At 73.1% G+C, this 19010-nt stretch carries 19 protein-coding genes; 2 read left to right on the top strand and 17 right to left on the bottom strand.

Annotated elements, in window-relative coordinates; translation table 11 throughout:
- The 9 genes from rnc to ACZ4TW_RS05515 all read right to left on the bottom strand — a co-directional run bounded on the left by rnc (position 1) and on the right by ACZ4TW_RS05515 (position 9790).
- Positions 1-711 carry a ribonuclease III gene (gene rnc, locus ACZ4TW_RS05555; protein WP_465540985.1) on the bottom strand — a complete coding sequence of 237 codons (711 nt, stop codon included), beginning with the start codon at positions 709-711 and terminating at the stop codon, positions 1-3.
- Positions 712-739: 28 nt separating this feature from the next.
- Positions 740-943 carry a 50S ribosomal protein L32 gene (gene rpmF / locus ACZ4TW_RS05550; protein ID WP_092669520.1) on the bottom strand — a complete coding sequence of 68 codons (204 nt, stop codon included), beginning with the start codon at positions 941-943 and terminating at the stop codon, positions 740-742.
- A 9-nt stretch (positions 944-952) separates the two neighbouring features.
- Positions 953-1456, bottom strand: coding sequence for a YceD family protein (locus tag ACZ4TW_RS05545; protein WP_465541417.1), 504 nt, complete (start codon positions 1454-1456; stop codon positions 953-955).
- Between the two features lie 74 nt (positions 1457-1530).
- A complete protein-coding gene (locus ACZ4TW_RS05540; protein WP_465540983.1) occupies positions 1531-3870 on the bottom strand; it encodes a transglutaminase TgpA family protein in 2340 nt (779 codons plus the stop codon).
- Positions 3860-5224: a DUF58 domain-containing protein gene (locus tag ACZ4TW_RS05535; protein ID WP_465540981.1), complete on the bottom strand. Its 1365-nt coding sequence runs from the start codon at positions 5222-5224 to the stop codon at positions 3860-3862. The genes ACZ4TW_RS05540 and ACZ4TW_RS05535 overlap by 11 nt, the downstream gene beginning before the upstream one ends.
- A gap of 5 nt (positions 5225-5229) precedes the next feature.
- Positions 5230-6204: an AAA family ATPase gene (locus ACZ4TW_RS05530; protein ID WP_465541415.1), complete on the bottom strand. Its 975-nt coding sequence runs from the start codon at positions 6202-6204 to the stop codon at positions 5230-5232.
- Positions 6205-6245: 41 nt separating this feature from the next.
- A complete protein-coding gene (gene coaD, locus ACZ4TW_RS05525; RefSeq protein ID WP_465540980.1) occupies positions 6246-6737 on the bottom strand; it encodes a pantetheine-phosphate adenylyltransferase in 492 nt (163 codons plus the stop codon).
- A 51-nt stretch (positions 6738-6788) separates the two neighbouring features.
- On the bottom strand, positions 6789-8975 hold the full coding sequence (locus tag ACZ4TW_RS05520) for an ATP-dependent DNA helicase RecG (protein WP_465540978.1): 2187 nt from the start codon (positions 8973-8975) through the stop codon (positions 6789-6791).
- On the bottom strand, positions 8972-9790 hold the full coding sequence (locus tag ACZ4TW_RS05515; protein WP_465540977.1) for a hypothetical protein: 819 nt from the start codon (positions 9788-9790) through the stop codon (positions 8972-8974). Before ACZ4TW_RS05515 ends, ACZ4TW_RS05520 begins: the two co-directional genes overlap by 4 nt.
- A 48-nt stretch (positions 9791-9838) precedes the next feature.
- On the opposite strand from ACZ4TW_RS05515, the gene ACZ4TW_RS05510 reads away from it, so the two are divergent.
- Complete coding sequence (locus ACZ4TW_RS05510; RefSeq protein WP_465540975.1) at positions 9839-10432, top strand: RsmD family RNA methyltransferase; 594 nt, start codon at positions 9839-9841, stop codon at positions 10430-10432.
- On the opposite strand, the gene thiL is transcribed toward ACZ4TW_RS05510, so the two are convergent.
- Complete coding sequence (thiL, locus tag ACZ4TW_RS05505) at positions 10402-11400, bottom strand: thiamine-phosphate kinase (RefSeq protein WP_465540973.1); 999 nt, start codon at positions 11398-11400, stop codon at positions 10402-10404. The genes ACZ4TW_RS05510 and thiL overlap by 31 nt on opposite strands.
- On the opposite strand from thiL, the gene ACZ4TW_RS05500 reads away from it, so the two are divergent.
- A complete protein-coding gene (locus ACZ4TW_RS05500) occupies positions 11399-11935 on the top strand; it encodes a DUF3515 family protein (RefSeq protein ID WP_465540971.1) in 537 nt (178 codons plus the stop codon). The two genes, thiL and ACZ4TW_RS05500, sit on opposite strands and share 2 nt — an antisense overlap.
- Before the next feature lie 19 nt (positions 11936-11954).
- Here ACZ4TW_RS05500 and ACZ4TW_RS05495 read toward each other — a convergent pair whose 3' ends face one another.
- From ACZ4TW_RS05495 to ACZ4TW_RS05465, 7 genes are all read right to left on the bottom strand, one after another.
- Positions 11955-13049 carry a D-alanine--D-alanine ligase family protein gene (locus ACZ4TW_RS05495; protein WP_465540969.1) on the bottom strand — a complete coding sequence of 365 codons (1095 nt, stop codon included), beginning with the start codon at positions 13047-13049 and terminating at the stop codon, positions 11955-11957.
- A complete protein-coding gene (locus ACZ4TW_RS05490) occupies positions 12949-14085 on the bottom strand; it encodes an NAD(P)H-dependent glycerol-3-phosphate dehydrogenase (protein ID WP_465540967.1) in 1137 nt (378 codons plus the stop codon). Before ACZ4TW_RS05490 ends, ACZ4TW_RS05495 begins: the two co-directional genes overlap by 101 nt.
- On the bottom strand, positions 14078-14854 hold the full coding sequence (locus ACZ4TW_RS05485) for a lysophospholipid acyltransferase family protein (RefSeq protein WP_465540965.1): 777 nt from the start codon (positions 14852-14854) through the stop codon (positions 14078-14080). Before ACZ4TW_RS05485 ends, ACZ4TW_RS05490 begins: the two co-directional genes overlap by 8 nt.
- Positions 14855-14861: 7 nt before the next feature.
- Positions 14862-16232, bottom strand: a complete 1371-nt coding sequence (gene murA / locus ACZ4TW_RS05480; protein WP_465540963.1) for a UDP-N-acetylglucosamine 1-carboxyvinyltransferase — start codon at positions 16230-16232, stop codon at positions 14862-14864.
- Entirely contained in the window at positions 16233-16850 is a 618-nt protein-coding gene (leuD, locus tag ACZ4TW_RS05475) for a 3-isopropylmalate dehydratase small subunit (RefSeq protein ID WP_465540961.1), read from the bottom strand. It abuts the gene before it with no gap.
- A 1-nt stretch (position 16851) separates the two neighbouring features.
- Positions 16852-18360 (bottom strand): 3-isopropylmalate dehydratase large subunit, encoded by a 1509-nt coding sequence (gene leuC / locus ACZ4TW_RS05470; RefSeq protein ID WP_465540959.1) that lies wholly within the window; start codon positions 18358-18360, stop codon positions 16852-16854.
- A gap of 159 nt (positions 18361-18519) precedes the next feature.
- Positions 18520-19008: an FHA domain-containing protein gene (locus tag ACZ4TW_RS05465; protein ID WP_465540957.1), complete on the bottom strand. Its 489-nt coding sequence runs from the start codon at positions 19006-19008 to the stop codon at positions 18520-18522.
- Positions 19009-19010 lie beyond the last annotated feature (2 nt).

Genomic DNA, 19010 nt, shown 5'->3' with positions numbered 1-19010 from the left:
TCAGCGGGTGTTCAGCAGGGTCCACGCCTCGAGGGCCGCGGCCATCTCGGCCTGCTTCTTGCTGGAGCCCTCGCCCGATGCCGACACCAGGTCGCCGACCGTCACCGTGGCGACGAAGTGCTTGCTGTGGTCGGGGCCGCTCTCGGTCACGATGTAGGCGGGAGCGGTCGCACCGCGCCGGGCCGCGATCTCCTGCAGGCTCGTCTTGGGGTCCATCGCGGCGCCGAACCGGTCCGGGTCGTCCATGAGCGGGGAGACGAGACGCAGCACGAGGTCGGTCGCGACGTCGCCGCCGCGGTCGAGGTACACCGCACCGATGATGGCCTCGACCGTGTCGGCGAGGATCGACGGCTTGTCGGCGCCGCCCGTCAGCGTCTCGCCGCGGCCGAGGCGGATGTACGGGCCGAGCCCGATCGTGCGCGCCACCTCGGCAAGCGCCACCGACGACACGAGGCTCGCCCGTCGCTTGGCCAGCTCGCCCTCATCGAGCTCGGGGTGCTCGGTGAACAGCCGCACGGTGACGGCCTGGCCGAGGATCGAGTCGCCCAGGAACTCGAGCCGCTCGTTGGTCGGGATGCCGCCGTTCTCGTACGCGAACGACCGGTGCGTGAGGGCGAGGAGCAGGAGTTCCGGGTCGAGCTCGACGCGCAGCGTGCGCTGCAGCTCGGCGAGCTCGGGGGCCCCGGTGTCCGTACGCTCAGCGCGCCTCACGACCGGTCGTTCGGGAGTCTCGGGCCGACTAGACGTCGGCGACCTTGCGGCCCTTGTACTCGAGGAACAGCGGCGTGCCCGCCGAGTCCTCGACCACGCGCGCGCGGTGCGGGAGGCTGTACGTGACCTTGCCGTTCTCGACGGTCTTGACGAGCGTGGGGGCCTCGGCCTTCCACTGCGAACGGCGCGCGTGGGTGTTGGCGCGTGACTTCTTCCGCTTGGGAACAGCCATGGATCTCTCTCAATCTCTCTTCTGGTCGGCATCGGATGCGGTCGGCACCGTGCCCTCGTCTTCGGAAGCCCTGAACCCCGCGAGCGCGGCCCAACGCGGGTCGGACTGCTCGGGGGTGACGAGTTCGGGATGCTCGGCCAGACGCAGCCCGGTCTCGGGGTCGAGACCCGGGCAGTCCGGCCGGCACACCGGCTGGAAGGGCAGTGCCAGCACTACCGCATCTCTGATGAGCGATTCAAGATCCACGTGGTCGTCTTGAACCTCATACTCGAAAGCTTCTCCGGAATGATACGCGAAAAGCTCCTGGAACTCGACTTGGACCGGCAGCGCGATGTCGATGAGGCATCGCCCGCACTCGCCCTCGGCGACCGCGTCGACCTCAGCGGAGACCAGGATGCCCTCGTGCACCGACTCGAGACGCAGGTCGATGTCGAGCTCCGAGCCCTCGCGCACGGCGACGAGACCCTCGCCGAGCTGCTCGGGCGCGGGGGCGTCGAGGCGCTGCTCGCGCATCTCGCCCGGACGGTTGACGAGGTCGCGCACGATGACGCGGAAGGGGGAATGCTGGACGGCCACGAACGACGATTCTACGCGCCGCGCCCACCCGCCCGGCCGAGCACCTCGCGACCGGCTACGCGCAGCGAGCGCGGCAGCAGCACCGCCTCGGCGCGCCGGGAGGCGAGCGCGTCGGCGCGGAGCGCTCCGGCGACCGCCGCGAGGTCGCGCGCGATCGCCGTGCGCGCCGCGCCGTCGACGACCGCCGCCGGCGCGTAGCGCTCGCGCTCGACCGCGTCGCGGAGGCGCCGCAGCGCGTCCGCGGCATCCGGCGGATCGGGGTCGCGGAATGCGGGCCGGGCGAGCAGCTCGTCGGCGAGCGCCCTCGCGGTGCGACGTTCGTCGACCGTCACCCCGAGGTCGACCGCGGTCGCGACGAGCTCGCGCCATGCGGCATCCGCTGGGCTCGGGCCCGACCGGATGCGCCGGCGGCGGCCCAGGCGCACCCCTCCGCGGATGAGGGCAGGCGAGAGCACCAGCAGGAGCACGAGGCCGACGATGCCGGTGCCCCGCGTCCAGCCGCCGGCGAGCACGCTCCCGCCGCCTGCGCCGCCGAGGGCACGATCGGGGTCGCCGTCGGGTCGGCCGCTGGCGCCCGGCGTGCTCGACGGCGCCGACGGGATTACGCCGGGCGATTCCTCGCCGGCGCCGGGTCGCGAGTACCCGGGCACCGTGCCGCGGCCGGGCGTCGGCTCGAACGGCACCCATCCCACGCCCTCGAAGTACAGTTCGGGCCAGGCGTGCAGGTCGTGCGAGTCGACCTCGAGCACGACCTCGCCCTCGACCCGCTGATCGGTCGGAGTGCCCGACGTGTACCCCACCGAGATGCGAGCGGGGATGCCGGTCTCGCGTGCGAGCACGGCCATCGTCGACGCGAAGTGGATGCAGTAGCCCGCCCGGACCTCGAGGAACTGGGCGATGACGTCGAATCCGCCGCCGTCGTAGCCGCCGTCGACCGGCGCCCGCTCGGAGTACTCGAACTCCGAGCCGCGGAGGAAGGCCTGGATGGCGACCGCCGCGTCGTACGCGGTGGGCGCCGATGCGGTGACCTGCGCCGCCGTCTCGGCGATGATCGGCGGCAACTCGTCGGGCAGCTGGAGGGTGGTCTCGGCGACGGCGCCCGGGACGGGCTCACCCGCCGACCGCAGCTGCTGCACGGTCGGCTGCACGTCGAGATGCGTGAGGCGGTACCGTTGCTCCAGCGTGGTCGAGTCCACGCTCCGGACGTTGAGCGAACCGGCGTCCCAGAACCAGGAGCCCCGAACGCCGTCGACCTGCGCGGTCGGGTAGGGCAGCGGGAGCCAGGCCGTCCGCATCTCCTCGGTGTCGACCGTGATCTCGCGGGGCTGTGCGAGCACGTCGTCGTCGAGGCCGTCTGGTCGCGGCAGCGTGTCGAGCGTGTTGTCGCCGTCGACGGCGCGATCGGTCGCCGCCCAGACCTGCCCCTCGAGCCGCTCGACCGACAGGAGCGTGAAATAGGGCCGCTCGCCGTCGGGCGAGACATACGTGAACGCGGGCACCGGATTCGGCCGGCGCAGGTCGCGGCCGAGCTCCAGGTACGGGCTCACGCCGCGCGCGAACAGCGTGCCGGGGCCGCCGGACCCCAGCAGGAAGCTCGTGGAGACGCTCGGCGTCGCCGCCGTCACCACCGACGCGGCGAGCAACCCGACCGCGGCGAGGCCCAGCGACGCTCCCATGGTCGAGACGATCGGCGCGCGTTTCGGCGCGATCACCACCGGCCCGTCATCGCGCTCGTCGTCCTGGAGGAGTTCGGCGCTGCGCCGGACGCGCACGTCGACGCGCAGCAGCAGCAGGTACGCCGCGGCCGTGAGCACGAGCGCGCCGACCTCCGCGCCCGCCTCGACGAAGAGCCCCGGCACCAGCACCGGCACGAGCACGGGCACCGCGGCCAGCGCCGGCAGACGCACGGTCTGCACGACGAGGTCGAGCAGCACTGCCACGACGCCGACCCCCACGCAGATCGCGAACACGAGCGCCGGCACCGGGATCGCGGGGACCGACTGCTGCTCGATGGTGCGCCGCGCGCCCTCGGCGAGCGCCCCGAACTCGTCGAACGTCTCGGGCGTCGGGATCACGAGTGCGAGGCTCGTCGCGCCGCCGAAGAGCAACGTGAGGGCGAGCACGAGCGCCGCCACCTCGAGCGGTGGCACGAGCGACGGCGGCGTGCGCAGCACGCGCATGCCGGCGCCCGCCCCGATCACCGCGAACGCGACGATCGCGGCCGCCCACCACCATCCGCTGCCCGTGATGAGCGGGCCGAGCGCCGTCAGCGCGACCAGTAGCAGCAGCAGCGTCGCCCCCGAGAGCGCCAGGCTCTGGGGCGCGGAGAGGGGGAATCGCTCAGGGCGCACCGCGGCCTCCCGAGCGTGCCGCCTCGCGTGCGGACCGCCACGCCTCGGACCAGGCGCCCGGCAGGTCGGCGGGCCGGTGCACGCGCACGATGCGCCAGTCCGCCTCCTCGAGCCGCTCGAGCGCGGCGGAGCGGGTCGAGCCTGCCGCGAAGGCGATCGCCGGCTCGACACCCGGCCGCAACGCCACGAGCGACTCGATGGCAGCGTCGGACGGGTCGACCAGCACGGCGATCGCGGGCATGCGCGCGTCACGACGCGTTGCGGCCGGCCGGACGATCGCCGGGGCGCTGCGCCGGCCCGGCTCGCGACGGGCGTCGCGGCGCGGCGGCTCGAGGCGGGCGAGGTCCTCGAGCAGCACGGCGTCACCGCCGGCGGCACGATAGCCGCCCGGTTCCGCGGCGATCGCACCGCCCGACGCCTCCGGGTCCTCGAGCGGATCGAGGCGCACCCGGAAGCCGTGCGAGAGCAGATGCACGCCGAGCGAGGCCGCGATCTCGACCCCGAACTCGAACGCGGGGTCGAGCGTCGCGGCATGGTCGTGGGCATCCGCCGACGGATGGCGCGCCCGCCCGCCGAGCGCCGTGTCGAGCAGCAGCCGCACCTCGGGGTCGCCGCGCTGCTCCTCGTCGCGCACCATGAGCTCGCCGCGGCGCGCCGTCGCCCCCCAGTGCACGCGTCGAAGCGGATCGCCGTAGCGGTACTCGCGGGCGATGAGCTCGTCGCTGTTCGGGTGCGTGCGCCGCTGCAGCGCGTGCACGTCGCCGTCGACGCTGGCCACGACGCCCACGGCCGATTCGAGCGGTGTCACGCGGGGCGTGACCACGATCTCCCGGGGCGTGCCGACCACGCGGTCGATGCGGGCCAGGCCGAACGGGTCGGTGACCGCGATGCGGAGCGGCCCGATGTCGAAGACCCCGCGGCGCGGCGTGCGGATGCGGTACTCGAGGCGCACGGTGTCGTCACCGGATGGCAGCGCGCCCTCGTGGCGCCCCACCGCAGGCAGCACCGCCTCACCGGGCGGGTGCAGCGCCGGGTGCGCGAGATCGCGCCAGTGCGCGCCGTCGAACGCCCGCCTGCTGCGGTTCTGCACGCGGAGGCGCACCAGGGCCGACTCGCCGGCGCGCACCACGGGCGGCTCGAATGCGCGGGTCACCGCGAGCCGCGGGGCGCGCAGCCCGAGGAACCCGAGCGCGGCGAGGGGCATCGCCAGCCCCACGGACGCGAGCAGCATGATGTCGCGAAGGTCGAACCACAGTGCGACCGCGAACAGGACCGCGCCGATCGCCACGAGCGCGATGCCGCGCCCGGTGAGGCGAGGACGCGCCTGGGCGCGTGCGGCGCGGGCTCGCGGCATGGCGCTCACTCCCTCCGGGCGCTGCCGACCGGAACCGGGGTGTCGGCGACCACGCGACGCACGATCGCGTCGATGAGCGGCCCGCCGTCGCGATCGTGGCCGCCGACCGCGCGACTGGTCGGCACGAGGCGGTGCGCGAGCACCGGCACCGCCATCGCGTCGACGTCGTCGGGGAGGACGAAGTCGCGGCCGTGCATGGCCGCGTGCGCCTTCGCGGCGCGGATGAGCTGCAGCGTCGCGCGCGGACTCGCGCCGAGCCGGAGCTGCCGGTCGTCGCGCGTGGCGCGCGCGAGCTCGACGGCGTACTCCTTGACCGGCTGCGACGTGAACACCCGGTGCACGGCGGCGATCATGGCGCGCAGCTCGGCGAGCGACACCACGGGCTCGAGCGTGTCGAGGGGGCTGGCGGTCTCGCGCTGCGCGAGCATGTCGAGCTCGTCGGACGGCGACGGGTAGCCCATCGAGATGCGGGCCATGAACCGGTCGCGCTGGGCCTCGGGCAGCGGATAGGTGCCCTCCATCTCGACCGGGTTCTGCGTCGCGACGACCGTGAACGGCTGCTCCAGGCGGTAGGTCGTGCCGTCGGCGGTGACCTGTCGCTCCTCCATGCACTCGAGCAGCGCGGACTGCGTCTTGGGGCTCGCGCGGTTGATCTCGTCGCCGATCACGATGTTGGCGAACACGGGCCCGTGCTTGAACTCGAACCGGCGCGAGGCCTGGTCGAAGACGGAGACGCCGGTCACGTCGCTCGGCAGCAGGTCGGGCGTGAACTGGATGCGGCTGACGCTGCAGTCCACGGAGCGGGCCAGCGCCTTGGCGAGCATCGTCTTGCCGACGCCCGGCACGTCCTCGATGAGGAGGTGCCCTTCGGCCAGGAGCACCGTGAGCGCGGCGGTGACCGCATCGCGCTTGCCGCTGATGACGGTCTCGACGTTCCTCACGATGCCGACGGCGCGATCACCGACCTCCTCGATGCCCATCGCGGGCACGAGCGTGGGATCGGCGACGGCCGCCGGCTCGCTCACGGGCGCATCGCCCCCTGGAGGAACTCCGCGACCGCGCGCGGCACGTATGGACTGACGTCGCCGCCGAGCGCGGAGACCTGCCGCACGAGCGAGCTCGACACGTGCCCGTTGGCCGGGTCGGGAAGCAGGAACACCGTCTCGACGCCCGCGAGGTGGCGGTTCACGATCGCCATGGGCGTCTCGTAGCCGACGTCGACCGCCGAACGGATGCCCTTGACGAGCACCGAGGCGCCGACATCGGTGCAGTAGTCGACCAGCAGGCCCATGCTCCACGAGGCGACGACGATGTCGCCGGGGATGTGCGCGTCGGCGATCGACTGCTCGATGAGCGCCACGCGCTGGGCGATGGGCAGCAGCGCCGACTTGTCGGGGTTGTGGACGACGACCACGTGCAGCTGGTCGTAGAGGCCCGCCGCACGCTCGATGACGTCGAGGTGCCCCCGTGTGACGGGGTCGAACGATCCGGGAACGACGGCGATCCGCTGCATACGTGCCAGCGTAGTGCGCGATCGGGCCTCGGGAACGGCTCCGGGAGAGTCTCAGCCCCTGCTCAGGTACTCGCTCGTCTCGTCGTCGAGCCGGCGGCGCACAGCCGCCGACAGCGCGGGATGCGCGGCGAGTTTCGGATCGTCGGCGAGCACCCCGGCCGCCGCGTCGCGGGCATCGGCGATGAGGTCGCCGTCGCGCGCCGCGCGCAGCAGCTTGAGCGACGACCTGCCGCCGGACTGCGTCGCCCCGAGCACATCGCCCTCCTGCCGCAGCTCGAGGTCGACGCGAGCGAGCTCGAACCCGTCGAGCGTCGCGGCGACCGCGTCGAGTCGCTCGCGCGCGAGGCTGCCCGGCTCGGCGCCGGTCACGAGCAGGCAGAGCCCGGGCACGCTCCCGCGGCCGACCCGCCCGCGCAGCTGGTGCAGCTGCGAGACGCCGAAGCGGTCGGCGTCGGCCACGACCATCGTGCTGGCGTTCGGCACGTCGACGCCGACCTCGATGACGGTCGTGGCGACGAGCACGTCGAGGTCGTGGGCCGCGAACGAGCGCATGGTCTCGTCTTTCTCGTCGGCGCCCATGCGGCCGTGCAGCGGGGCGATGCGCGCCGTCGCGAGGTGGGGGTTGGCCTGCAGCTCGGCGAGCACCGAGGCGACGGATGCCGCGGGGCCGGCGCTCGGCGCCGCCTCGCCCTCGGGCGGGTCGGCCTCCTCGAGGGCCTTCGCGTCGATCGCCGGGCAGACGACGAACCCCTGCCGGCCCTCGGCGAGCTCCTCGGCGAGTCGCTCCCAGACCCGTGCCCGCCACGCGGGCCGCTCGGCCAGCGGGACCACGTGCGTCTCGATGCCGGCCCGGCCAGCGGGCAGCTGCCGGATCGTCGACACGTCGAGGTCGCCGAAGACCGTCATGGCCACCGTGCGCGGGATGGGCGTGGCGGTGAGCACGAGCACGTGCGGGTGCCGGCCCTTGAGCCGGAGCGCCTCGCGCTGTTCGACGCCGAAGCGGTGCTGCTCGTCGACGACGACGAGCCCGAGGTCGGCGAACGAGGTGGTGTCGCCGAGCAGGGCGTGCGTGCCGACCACGATGCGCGCCTGCCCGGCCGCGACCCGTAGCGCGGCCCGTCGTCGGTCGGCCGCCGGGAGCTGCCCGGTGACGAGGGTCGGCATGACCTCGGCGGCGAGCTCGGGGCCGAGCATCCGGGCGATCGAGCGGAGGTGCTGCGCCGCCAGGACCTCGGTCGGCGCGAGCAGCGCCGCCTGGCCGCCCGATTCGGCGACCGCGAGCATGGCCCGCAGCGCCACCACCGTCTTGCCGGACCCCACCTCGCCCTGCACGAGCCGGTTCATCGGCACCGGCTGCGCGAGGTCGTGCAGGATCTCGCCGCCCACCGCGACCTGGTCGTCGGTGAGGGCGAACGGCAGGGCCGCCTCGAAGCGCTCGAAGAGGCCCCCGGGCGCGGGCTCGCGGCGCACGGCCTCGTGCGCGCGTGCCGCGGCGCGGCGCTCGAGCAGCGCCGTCTGGAGCACGAATGCCTCGGTGAACCGGAGGGTGCGGCGGGCGGCCTTCCAGTCCTCGTCGCGCTCGGGACGGTGCACGCGCTCGAGCGCGTCGCGGTGCGCGAGCAGGCCGCGCGCGGCCCGGACCGGCTCGGGTAGCGGATCCTCGACGGCGACGAGCCGGTCGAGGAGCACCTGCATCGCCTTCTGGAGGTCCCAGCTCGAGAGCGCGGCGGTCGCCGGGTAGATCGGGATCGGTGCCGTCGCCCACCGGACCGCCGCGGCATCGGCACCTGCGAGCGGCTGCTCGTCGTCGAACAGCTCGTACTGGGGATGCGCGAGCTGGCGCGCACCCTTGTAGTCGGAGACCTTGCCGGCGAACATGCCGCGCACGCCGGGCCTCAGCTCGTTGGCGCGCCACTTCTGGTTGAAGAAGGTCAGGGTGAGGATGCCGGTGCCGTCGGAGATCTTCGCCTCGAGGATGGATCCGCGCCGCGATCGCATCGTGCGCTCGCGGACCTCGAGCACCTCGGCGACGATCGTGACGTTCTCCTCCAGCGGCAGCTCGGCCAGGGCCGTGAGCTCGCCGCGCTGCGCGTATCGGCGCGGATAGTGGGCGAGCAGGTCGCCGACGGTCGCATAGCCGAACGCGCGCTGGAGCGCCTGCGCGGTGCGCCCGCCGAGGGGGCCCGTGAGCCGGCTGTCGAGCGTGAGCCCGCCCTCGGCGACGAGATCGGCCGTCATGCCTCGATCGTAGGCTCCGCCTCCGTCGTCGCCGCCTCGAGCGCCTCGATCTCGGCCTGCACGTAGGTGTCGTCGGGCCGCGCGCGGGCGAGCTCGCGCTGCAGCTCGAGCGCCTCGTCGTTCCGGCCGAGGGTGCGCAGGGCGCGCCCGACCGACCAGCGCGCGACGTGCTGCTGCCCCGCCGTGCCGTAGCGGTCGGCCGCGTCGACCGCCTTCTCGAAGTGGTACAGCGCGGCCTGCGCGTCGCCGCCGTCGTGCTTGGTCCAGCCGAGGTTGTTGTGCAGGGCGACGCCCCAGCGCTTCAGCCGCGGGTCGCGCACGTCATCGAGGATGTCGAAGCCCTCGGTCGCCCACTCCTCTTCGTGGCCCGTGTCGTTGAGCGCCAGCATGTGCAGCGCGTCGAGCACGAGGAACGTCGATCCGCCGAGCGCCGCCTCGCGCACGGCCATGGTGAACAGCGGCACGGCGTCGTCGCCGTGGTCGCCCGCCGCCGCGATGCGTCCGCGCTCGAGCGCGATGCGGGCGCGGAGCTCGGCGGCCTCCTCGGGCGTCTCGCCCTCGCGCTCGGCGGCCTCGAGCTCGTCGAGCAGGCCGAGCGCCTCCTCGACACGATGCTGGATGCCGATGGCCCGGGCGAGCTGCGTCGACATCACCGCGCGCTCGTGCGCCGAGTGCGACTCGTCGGCCGCGGCCGCACGGAAGCGCTCCTCGCTGCCCGCCGGGTCGGCGAAGTCCCAGAGTCGGTCGATGGTCTGCTGTTCGTGCCCCCGGTGGCGGGACGGATCGGCGTGCAGGGCGTCGGTCGTGTCATCCACCCCTCCATCATGGCAGCGTGCGGGAGGCGCCCGTTATGCTCCCGAGACATGACCCGCATCATCGCCGGCTACGCCGGCTCGCTCGCGCTGGCGGTGCCCCGGTCGGGCACTCGTCCGACGAGCGACCGTGTGCGCGAGGCGATCTTCTCGGCGCTCGAGGCGCGCGACGCCGTCGACGGCGCGGTCGTGGTCGACCTGTACGCCGGGTCGGGCGCGCTCGGGCTCGAGGCGGCCAGCCGCGGCGCGAGCGAGGTCGTGCTGGTCGAGCGGGCGAAGGGCGCCGCCGAGGTGTGCCGTCGCAACGCCGCCGCGGTCTCCCGCGCCGCGCGCGGCCGGCCCCCGCGCATCCGCGTCGAGGTGCGCAGCGTCGCCTCGTACCTCGAGTCGGCGGCCGACGGCGTCGACCTCGCGTTCATCGACCCGCCCTACGACCTCGGCGAACGCGAGCTCGCCCGCGACCTCGAACTGCTCGCGCCCCGGCTGGCCGACGGCGCGACCGTCGTCGTCGAGCGCAGCTCGCGCTCGCCCGAACCCACCTGGCCCGAGGGCATCGCCCCGGAGCGTCGCCGCGACTACGGCGAGACGACGCTGTGGTGGGCCTCTGCGGCCGCTCAGCCCGAGACGCCGTCCCAGCCCGCATAGGGGTCCCAGCCGCTCGTGTCGACGGGCGCGCCGTCGAGCGTGAGCCGGCCGGTATCGGCGTTCGCCGTGCCGACGACCTCGAAGGGATGCGGCGGCACGACGCCGGGCGGGAAGGCGGCGAGCAGGCCGTGGTCCTCCGCCCCCGCGAGCGCGATGATCGGATCGGCTCCGAGCGCCGCCCGGTGGAAGTCGATGCCGACGCCGCTCGCCTCCGCCATCCGGCGCGCGTCCCGCGCCAGGCCGTCGCTGACGTCGAGCATCGCCGTCGCCCCGGCGAGTGCGGCGACGACGCCCGCGCCGACGGGGGGCACCGGCGCGAGCTGCGCGGCGACGAGCGCGGGGTTGCGCGCCCGCACGGCGGCGGCCCCGGCGGCATCCGGCTCGCCGGACACATCGCGGCCCTCGGCGAAGAGCAGCGCGAGCCCGCGCGCCGCGTCGCCGCGAGCGCCGGCGTGCGCGACGACGTCACCCGGCCGGGCGCCGGACCGCAGCACGGGGCGGCGCCCCTCGAGGTCGCCGAACGCCGTGACCGCGATCGTGAGCGCGTGCGAGGCCGAGAGGTCGCCGCCGACCACGCCCGCACCGGGCGCGAGCTCGGCGAGCGCGTCGCGGAGCCCGTCGGCGATGCCCTCGAGCACGGTGACCGGCAGCTCGGTCGGGGCCGCGATCGAGACGACCAGGGCCGTCGGACGAGCACCCATCGCCGCCACGTCCGTGAGGTTCGTCGCGGCGGCCTTCCAGCCGAGGTCGTGCGGCGTCGACCAGGCGAGCCGGAAGTCCGGGCCGTGCACCATCATGTCGCTCGTCACCACGAAGCGGCCGTCGGGCGCGGCGACCACCGCGGCGTCGTCGCCCGGCCCGAGCAGCGACGAGTCGCCCGATCGCAGCCTCGGGAGGACCCGCGCCAGCACGGCCGATTCGCCGAGCTCCCCGATCGTGGGGGACGGCCGGCGTGCAGGGGGCTCCATGGCTCCCACGGTAGCGTGGACGACGATGTCCGCTCCCCGCTTCCGCCGCGCCGCAGGCGCCCTGCCGAGGCGCGCTGCCGCGGCATCCGTCGCCCTCGCTGCTCTCGCCGCGCTCACAGGCTGCAGCCAGGCCGTGCCGTTCGATCCCGCCCCCGACGCGGCCGACGCCGACTGCGCCGCGGTCGTCGTGCGCCTGCCCGACGAGGTCGCCGGCCAGGCGGCTCGCGAGACGAACGCCCAGGGCACGGGCGCGTGGGGCTCGCCCGCATCGGTGCTGCTGCGCTGCGGCGTCGAACCGCCCGGCCCGACGACGCTGCGCTGCGTGAGCGTCGACGACGTCGACTGGATCATCGACGAGTCCGACGCGCCGCGCTACCGCTTCGTCACGTACGGGCGCACGCCGGCGGTCGAGGTCGTCGTCGACAACGACGTCGTCGCGGGCACCACGGTCATCACCGACCTCTCCCCCGCGGTCTCCGCGATCCCCGCCGACGGCGGGTGCACCGACCTCGACGACGTGCCGGCCGGCGAGTGAGGCCGGCCGGCACGATCGCCTAGCGGGCGCCGCGCGCGACGCCGAGGTCGATGAGCTCGGCGATCAGCTCGGGGTAGCTGAGCCCCGAGTTCATCCAGCACGTGGGGAACATCGAGATCGGCGTGAAGCCGGGCAGCGTGTTCACCTCGTTCACCACGAACTCGTCGCCCGTGTAGAGCACGTCGACGCGTGCCAGGCCCTCGCCGCCGATGGCCGCGAACGCGCGCTGTGCGACGCGCTGCAGCTCGGCCGACTCGCCGTCGCCGAGGTCGGCCGGGCAGACCAGCTCGACGCCGGCGCCGTCGAGGTACTTGCCCTCGAAGTCGTAGAAGTCACGGCCGTCGAGCACGATCTCGCCCGCGACGCTCACGCGTGCCGGGCCGCCGTCGCGCGACTCGAGCACGCCGCACTCGATCTCACGACCGCTGACGGCGGCTTCGACGAGCACCGTCCGGTCTTCGGCGAACGCCACCTCGAGCGCGGCGTCGAGCTCGCTCCAGTCGGCCACGCGGCTGACGCCGACCGACGAGCCCCCTCGCGCGGGCTTGACGAACGCGGGGAGCCCGAGGCTGTGCACGCGCCGCTCCCAGAGGTCGCGGTCGCCGTCCCAGGCGGCGCGGGTCAGCGTGACCCACGGCGCGACGGGGATGCCGGCCCCCTCGAGCACCGTCTTCGTGACGTGCTTGTCCATGCCGATCGCCGACGCGAGCACGCCGTTGCCGACGTACGGCAGGCCGAGCAGCTCGAACAGGCCCTGGACCGTGCCGTCCTCGCCGAACCGGCCGTGCAGGATGGGGAAGACCACGTCGACGTCGCCGAGCGAGGACTCCTCGCCGTCGGCCGAGACGACCCGCAGCTCACGGCTCGCCGCGGACTCGGGCCATTGCACGCGGGTGCCGTTGTCGACCACCTCGGGCAGGTGCTGCGGGTCGAGCGCGAAACGCGCCGGGTCGTCGGCCTCCAGCACGAACGCGCCCTCGCGTGTGATGCCGATGGGGATCAGCTCGAAGCGGTCACGGTCGATCGCCGTGAGCACCCCGCCCGCCGTCGCGCAGCTGATCGAGTGCTCGCTTGACCGCCCGCCGAAGAGCAGAACCACCCTGAGCTTGTCCATCCATCGTCCTTTCGCCCTGTGGCTCGTCGTCGGTCGTGAGGTGCGGCGCGATGTCCTTCGGTGCGAGCGTTCCCGCGAGCACCTGCCGGACCTGCTCGACGATGGGCATCTCGACGCCCTTCGCGCGCGCCAGCTCGAGGATCGGCCCGACCGACGCGAGACCCTCGGTGGTCTGCTGCATCTGGTTGACGACCTCGGGCAGCTTGTAGCCCTGGCCGAGCAGGCGCCCGGCGGTGTTGTTGCGCGACAGCGGCGACTGGCAGGTGGCGATGAGGTCGCCGAGCCCCGCGAGTCCGGAGAGCGTGTCGGAGTGCGCCCCGTACGCGACCGCGAAGTCGGTCATCTCGACCAGGCCTCGCGTGATGATCGACGCCTTCGTGTTCTCGCCGTAGCCGGCGCCGTCGACGATGCCGATCGCGACCGCGATGAGGTTCTTCAGCACGCCGCCGAACTCGGTGCCGATGACATCGGTGTTCACGAACGAGTGGAAGTACTTGTTGCGGGCGACGGATGCCACGGCGTGCGCGGTCTCGAAGCTGGTCGACGACACCACGGCCGCGGTCGGCTGCTCCTTGGCGATCTCGAGCGCGAGGTTCGGGCCCGAGATCACCGCGATCTGCGCCTCGGCGATCGGCAGCACCTCGGCGATCACCTCGCTCATGCGGTGCCCGGTCGACTTCTCCACGCCCTTCATGAGCGAGACGATCGTCGCCTGCGCGTGCAGGTGCGGTTCGGCGGCGATGAGGTTCTCGCGCAGGGTCTGGCTCGGCACGCTCACGTAGACCTGCTCGGCGCCGGCCAGTGCGAGGTCGAGCCGGCTCGTGGCGCGCAGCCCGATCGGCAGGTTGACGCCGGGGAGGTAGTCGCTGTTGCGCTTGGCCTCCTGGATCTCGCGGGCCAGCTCGGGCCGGCGCGCCCAGAGCACGACGTCGGCCCCGCCGTCGGCGAGGATCTTCGCGAACGTGGTGCCCCAGCTCCCGGCGCCGAGCACGGCGACGCGCTTGCCGGGCGCACGGCGGCCCGGCGTCCTAGCCATCGAGGCGCCCCGTCTCCTTCTGCCCGTGCTTGGCGGGGTCCCATCGCTCGGCGGGCGGCGTCTCGCCGCGCAGCTCGCCGAGGAGCGCCGCGATCGCATCCATCAGCTCGTTCGTGGCCGCGGTGAGGTTGGCGGTGTCGAGCGGCTTGCCCTCGTACGCCGACAGGTCGAGCGGCTCCCCGATGATCACGTCGACGGTCTTGCGCGGGAACAGGCTGAGCTTCTTGCCGTAGCGCGGCAGGATCGCCTGGGTCCCCCAGTGAGCCGCCGGGACGACCGGGATGCCGCGTTCGAGCGCGATGCGCACGGCGCCGGTCTTGCCGCGCATCGGCCACAGGTCGGGGTCGCGCGTCAGCGAGCCCTCGGGGTAGACGATGACGACGCGACCCTTCTCGACGAGCTGCTCGGCCGCTCGGATCGCCGCGTGGCTCTGGCTGCCCGCGCGCTCGACCGGGATCTGGCCCGACGTGCGGAGGAACCAGCCGAGCACCGGGTTCTTGAACAGCGACGCCTTGGCGAGGAAGCGCGGGGCGCGCCCGAGCTTCCAGGTCGCCACGCCCATCACGACAGGGTCGATCTCGCTGTAGTGGTTCGGCGACAGCACGAACGCACCGGCCTGCGGCATCCGCTCGCCGTGGTGGAAGCGGTACTTCACCGACAGGTTCCACAGCGGCAGGATGAGGGCGGCGAGCACCCAGAAGAACGAGGGACGGCGCTTCTCGGCGCCGGGCTTCACCGCGGTCGTCGCGGCGGGGTCACGTTGGGGCACCGACCCATTATCCTTCGAGCGCGAAGTCCGCTCCGAGCAGCTCCAGCTTGGTGATGAAGTTCTCGTAGCCGCGCGCGATGATCCCGACGTTCGACACCGTGGAACGACCCTCGGCGGTCAGCGCCGCGATGAGGTGGCTGAAGCCGCCGCGGAGGTCGGGCACCTCGATGTCGGCGCCGTGCAGCTGCGCCGGGCCCGAGATGACCGCGGAGTGCTTGAAGTTGCGCTGGCCGAACCGGCAGGGCCGGCCGCCGAGGCACTCCTTGTGCACCTCGATCGATGCGCCCATCTCGACGAGCGCATCGACGAAGCCGAAGCGCTGCTCGTAGACGGTCTCGTGCACGATCGAGACGCCCTTGGCCTTGGTCAGCGCGACGACGAGCGGCTGCTGCCAGTCGGTCATGAACCCGGGGTGCACGTCGGTCTCGATGATGACGGGCTTCAACTCGCCGCCGGGGTGGTAGAAGCGGATGCCGTCCTCGGCGATGTCGAACGCGCCGCCGACCTTGCGGAAGACGTTGAGGAACATGAGCATCTCGGCCTGGCGCGCGCCGCCGACGAAGATGTCGCCCTCGGTCGCGAGCGCCGCCGCCGCCCAGCTCGCGGCCTCGTTGCGGTCGAACAGGGCGCGGTGCGTGTAGCCCTGCAGCTTCTCGACGCCCTCGATGCGGATGACGCGGTCGGTGTCGACCGAGATGATGGCGCCCATCTTCTGCAGGATGTTGATGAGGTCCATGATCTCGGGCTCGATCGCCGCCCCCGACAGCTCGGTGATGCCGTCGGCGAGCACCGCGGTGAGCAGGACCTGCTCGGTGGCGCCCACGCTGGGGTACGGCAGCGCGACCTTCGCGCCGTGCAGCCCGTTGGGAGCCGACATGCGGATGCCGCTCGGGAGCTTCTCGACGATGGCGCCGAAGTTGCGCAGCACCTCGAGGTGGTAGTCGATCGGGCGGTCGCCGATGCGGCATCCGCCGAGGTCGGGGATGAACGCCTCGCCGAGGCGGTGCAGCAGCGGGCCGCAGAAGAGGATCGGGATGCGGCTGGAGCCCGCGTGCGCGTCGACCTCGGCCATGTGCGCCGTCTCGACCGCGGACGGGTCGAGCACGAGGTCGCCCACGTCGGCGCCCTCGGTGACGGTCACGCCGTGCACCTCGAGCAGCCCGCGCACGATCCGCACGTCGCTGATGTTCGGCACGTCCTTGAGGACGCTCGGGGTGTCGCCGAGGATCGCCGCCACCATCGCCTTGGTGACGAGGTTCTTGGCGCCCTTCAACTCGATCCGACCGCGAAGCGGCTTGCCGCCGTTGATCGTGATGCGGTCGACCGGAAGGCCGACCGCCGTGCCGTGCTGCTTCGCGTCATCCACGAGTGTGTTCACTCAGTTCCCTGTCTCTGCCGGCTCCCGGATGGGGAGGGTCGTCGGCCGCCACGCCTCTCGGTGCGACTCGAACTCGGCGATGGCCGGCTCGTCCCGGAGGGTGAGCCCGATGTCGTCGAGCCCTTCCAGGAGCCGCCACCGAGTGTAATCGTCGATCTCGAATGAAACCGTGAGCGAGCCGATGCTCACCGTACGCTCAACCAGATCGACGGTCGCGGCTATTCCCGGCTGGGCTTCGATGACCTCCCACAGCAGCTCGACGTCCTCGTAGGCCACTTGCGCGGCGAGCAGTCCCTGCTTGCCCGAGTTGCCGCGGAAGATGTCGCCGAAACGGCTGGAGACGACGACGCGGAAGCCGAAGTCGCGCAGCGCCCAGACAGCGTGCTCGCGGCTGGACCCGGTGCCGAAGTCGGGACCGGCGATGAGGATCGAGGCGCCCGCGTAGGCCGGCTGGTTGAGCACGAACCCGGGATCCTGCCGCCATGCGTGGAAGAGCGCGTCGTCGAAACCGGTCTTGGTGACGCGCTTGAGGAAGACCGCGGGGATGATCTGGTCGGTGTCGACGTTCGAGCGGCGCAGCGGGGCCGCGACGCCGGTGACGGTGCTGAACTTCTCCATGTCAGTCGCCCTCCGGAGCGGTGGTCGAGAAGGCCGGGACGGCGGGCGTGCCGAGATCCCCGGGCGCGTCCTGTTCGAGGTCCCACGGGCTCGACAGCGTGCCGCGCACGGCGGTCGCGGCCGCGACGAGCGGCGAGACCAGGTGGGTGCGGCCGCCCTTGCCCTGGCGACCCTCGAAGTTGCGGTTCGACGTCGAGGCGCAGCGCTCACCCGGCGCGAGCTGGTCGGGGTTCATGCCGAGGCACATCGAGCAGCCGGCGAAGCGCCACTCGGCGCCGAACTCCTCGAACACCTTGTCGAGGCCCTCGGCCTCGGCCTCGAGGCGCACGCGCGCCGAGCCGGGCACGACCATGACGCGCACGCCATCGGCCTTCTTGCGGCCCTTGACGATCGAGGCGAAGGCCCGCAGGTCCTCGATCCGGCTGTTGGTGCACGAGCCCATGAAGACGGCGTCGACCGGGATCTGCTTCAGCGGGGTCCCGGGGCGGAGGTCCATGTACTCCAGCGCGCGCTCGGCGGCGGCGCGCTCGTGCTGGTCGTCGATGGCGGCCGGGTCGGGCACGACATCGCTGAGCGAGACGCCCTGGCCCGGGTTGGTGCCCCAGGTGACGAACGGCTCGAGCTCGTTCGCGTCGATGAACACCTCGGCGTCGAAGACGGCGCCCTCGTCGGTGGGCAGGGTCCTCCAGTAGTCGACCGCGGCGTCCCACTCGGCGCCCTGCGGGGCGTGGGCCCGGCCCTTCAGGTAGGCGAAGGTCGTCTCGTCTGGCGCGACCATGCCGGCGCGAGCGCCGGCCTCGATCGACATGTTGCAGATCGTCATGCGGCCGTCCATCGACAGCGAGCGGATGGCGCTGCCGCGGTACTCCAGCACGTAGCCCTGCCCGCCGCCGGTGCCGATCTTCGCGATCACGGCCAGGATGATGTCCTTCGCGGTGACGCCGGGGCGCAGCTCGCCCTCGACCGTGATCGCCATGGTCTTGAACGGCTTCAGCGGCAGCGTCTGGGTGGCCATGACGTGCTCGACCTCGCTCGTGCCGATGCCGAACGCCATGGCGCCGAACGCGCCGTGCGTGGACGTGTGGCTGTCGCCGCAGACGACCGTGATGCCGGGCTGCGTCAGGCCGAGCTGCGGGCCCACGACGTGGACGATGCCCTGCTCCTTGTCGCCGAGCGAGTGGATCCGGATGCCGAATTCCGCGGCGTTGCGGCGGAGCGTCTCGATCTGGGTGCGGCTCGTCGGGTCGGCGATGGGCTTGTCGATGTCGAGCGTCGGCGTGTTGTGGTCTTCCGTCGCGATGGTGAGGTCGGGCCGCCTGACGGGGCGGCCGGCCATGCGCAGGCCGTCGAAGGCCTGCGGGCTGGTGACCTCGTGCACGAGGTGCAGGTCGATGTAGATGAGGTCGGGCGTGCCGTCCTCGCCCTTCTTCACCAGGTGCGCATCCCAGACCTTCTCGGCCAGGGTGCGCGGGCGGTCGGGGATGCTCGGGTACTGCTCAGTCGCGGTCATGGATGCGTTCTTCCTCGTGACGGGTGTGGCAGCCGACGACGAACTCCGCGACGGGGAAGGCCGTCAGAACGAGGCCCCGTCGCGGCGGAGAAGGAGGAGCCGGCCGCTGAGCACCCCGCAAGGCTACCATCCCGACGCCGGGGGAACGGTCCGATGACCTCACGCGGAGCGGTCGGGCGCGAGGTCGGCGAGGAGCGCGATGTCGCCGAGCAGCAGCACGGCGTCGACCGGCACCGGCGCGGCGATGCCGGGCGCAAGCTCGATCGGGTCGCCGCCGTCAGGCCAGATCCGTACCCCGTTCGTCGAATCGAGGTCGGTCGCCGTGAGGCGGTCGCCGTCGACCTCGAGCAGGACGTGCGTCTTCGACATCGAGCGCGCGGGATCGGGGATCGCGACCGGTTCGGCCCCTCCGGCGACCGCGTCGGGCCGCGGGTCGCGGCCGACGACGACGCGGCTGCGGACCGCGAACTCGATGCCGTCGGCGCTGCGGAGGCGCCAGCCGCGTCGCGGCGCGGCGGCAGCCGACGGCGCCTCGGGTCGGAACGCCGTGAGCCGGTCGGGCGCCTGGTCCGTGCGCTCCGGCGTCTCGGGCTCCGAGGCGTCGGGCACGAGCCCAGGCGGGGGCACGGTGAAGTCGGGCTGGCTCACGC

This window comes from Agromyces sp. NPDC029043, assembly GCF_055564615.1.
Note: the sequence above shows the minus strand (reverse complement) of the source record. Positions and strands in the feature narration are given on the sequence as shown.

Excerpts from the sequence above, each read along its gene's own strand:
- ACZ4TW_RS05490 (WP_465540967.1), bottom strand. The coding sequence starts at position 14,085 with ATGGCTAGGACGCCGGGCCGCCGTGCGCCCGGCAAGCGCGTCGCCGTG.
- ACZ4TW_RS05545 (WP_465541417.1), bottom strand. The coding sequence starts at position 1,456 with ATGCGCGAGCAGCGCCTCGACGCCCCCGCGCCCGAGCAGCTCGGCGAG.
- leuD (WP_465540961.1), bottom strand. The coding sequence starts at position 16,850 with ATGGAGAAGTTCAGCACCGTCACCGGCGTCGCGGCCCCGCTGCGCCGC.
- coaD (WP_465540980.1), bottom strand. The coding sequence starts at position 6,737 with ATGCAGCGGATCGCCGTCGTTCCCGGATCGTTCGACCCCGTCACACGG.
- ACZ4TW_RS05500 (WP_465540971.1), top strand. The coding sequence starts at position 11,399 with ATGGCTCCCACGGTAGCGTGGACGACGATGTCCGCTCCCCGCTTCCGC.
- thiL (WP_465540973.1), bottom strand. The coding sequence starts at position 11,400 with ATGGAGCCCCCTGCACGCCGGCCGTCCCCCACGATCGGGGAGCTCGGC.
- ACZ4TW_RS05535 (WP_465540981.1), bottom strand. The coding sequence starts at position 5,224 with ATGCCGCGAGCCCGCGCCGCACGCGCCCAGGCGCGTCCTCGCCTCACC.
- rpmF (WP_092669520.1), bottom strand. The coding sequence starts at position 943 with ATGGCTGTTCCCAAGCGGAAGAAGTCACGCGCCAACACCCACGCGCGC.
- ACZ4TW_RS05510 (WP_465540975.1), top strand. The coding sequence starts at position 9,839 with ATGACCCGCATCATCGCCGGCTACGCCGGCTCGCTCGCGCTGGCGGTG.
- leuC (WP_465540959.1), bottom strand. The coding sequence starts at position 18,360 with ATGACCGCGACTGAGCAGTACCCGAGCATCCCCGACCGCCCGCGCACC.
- ACZ4TW_RS05520 (WP_465540978.1), bottom strand. The coding sequence starts at position 8,975 with ATGACGGCCGATCTCGTCGCCGAGGGCGGGCTCACGCTCGACAGCCGG.
- ACZ4TW_RS05495 (WP_465540969.1), bottom strand. The coding sequence starts at position 13,049 with ATGGACAAGCTCAGGGTGGTTCTGCTCTTCGGCGGGCGGTCAAGCGAG.
- ACZ4TW_RS05530 (WP_465541415.1), bottom strand. The coding sequence starts at position 6,204 with ATGGGCATCGAGGAGGTCGGTGATCGCGCCGTCGGCATCGTGAGGAAC.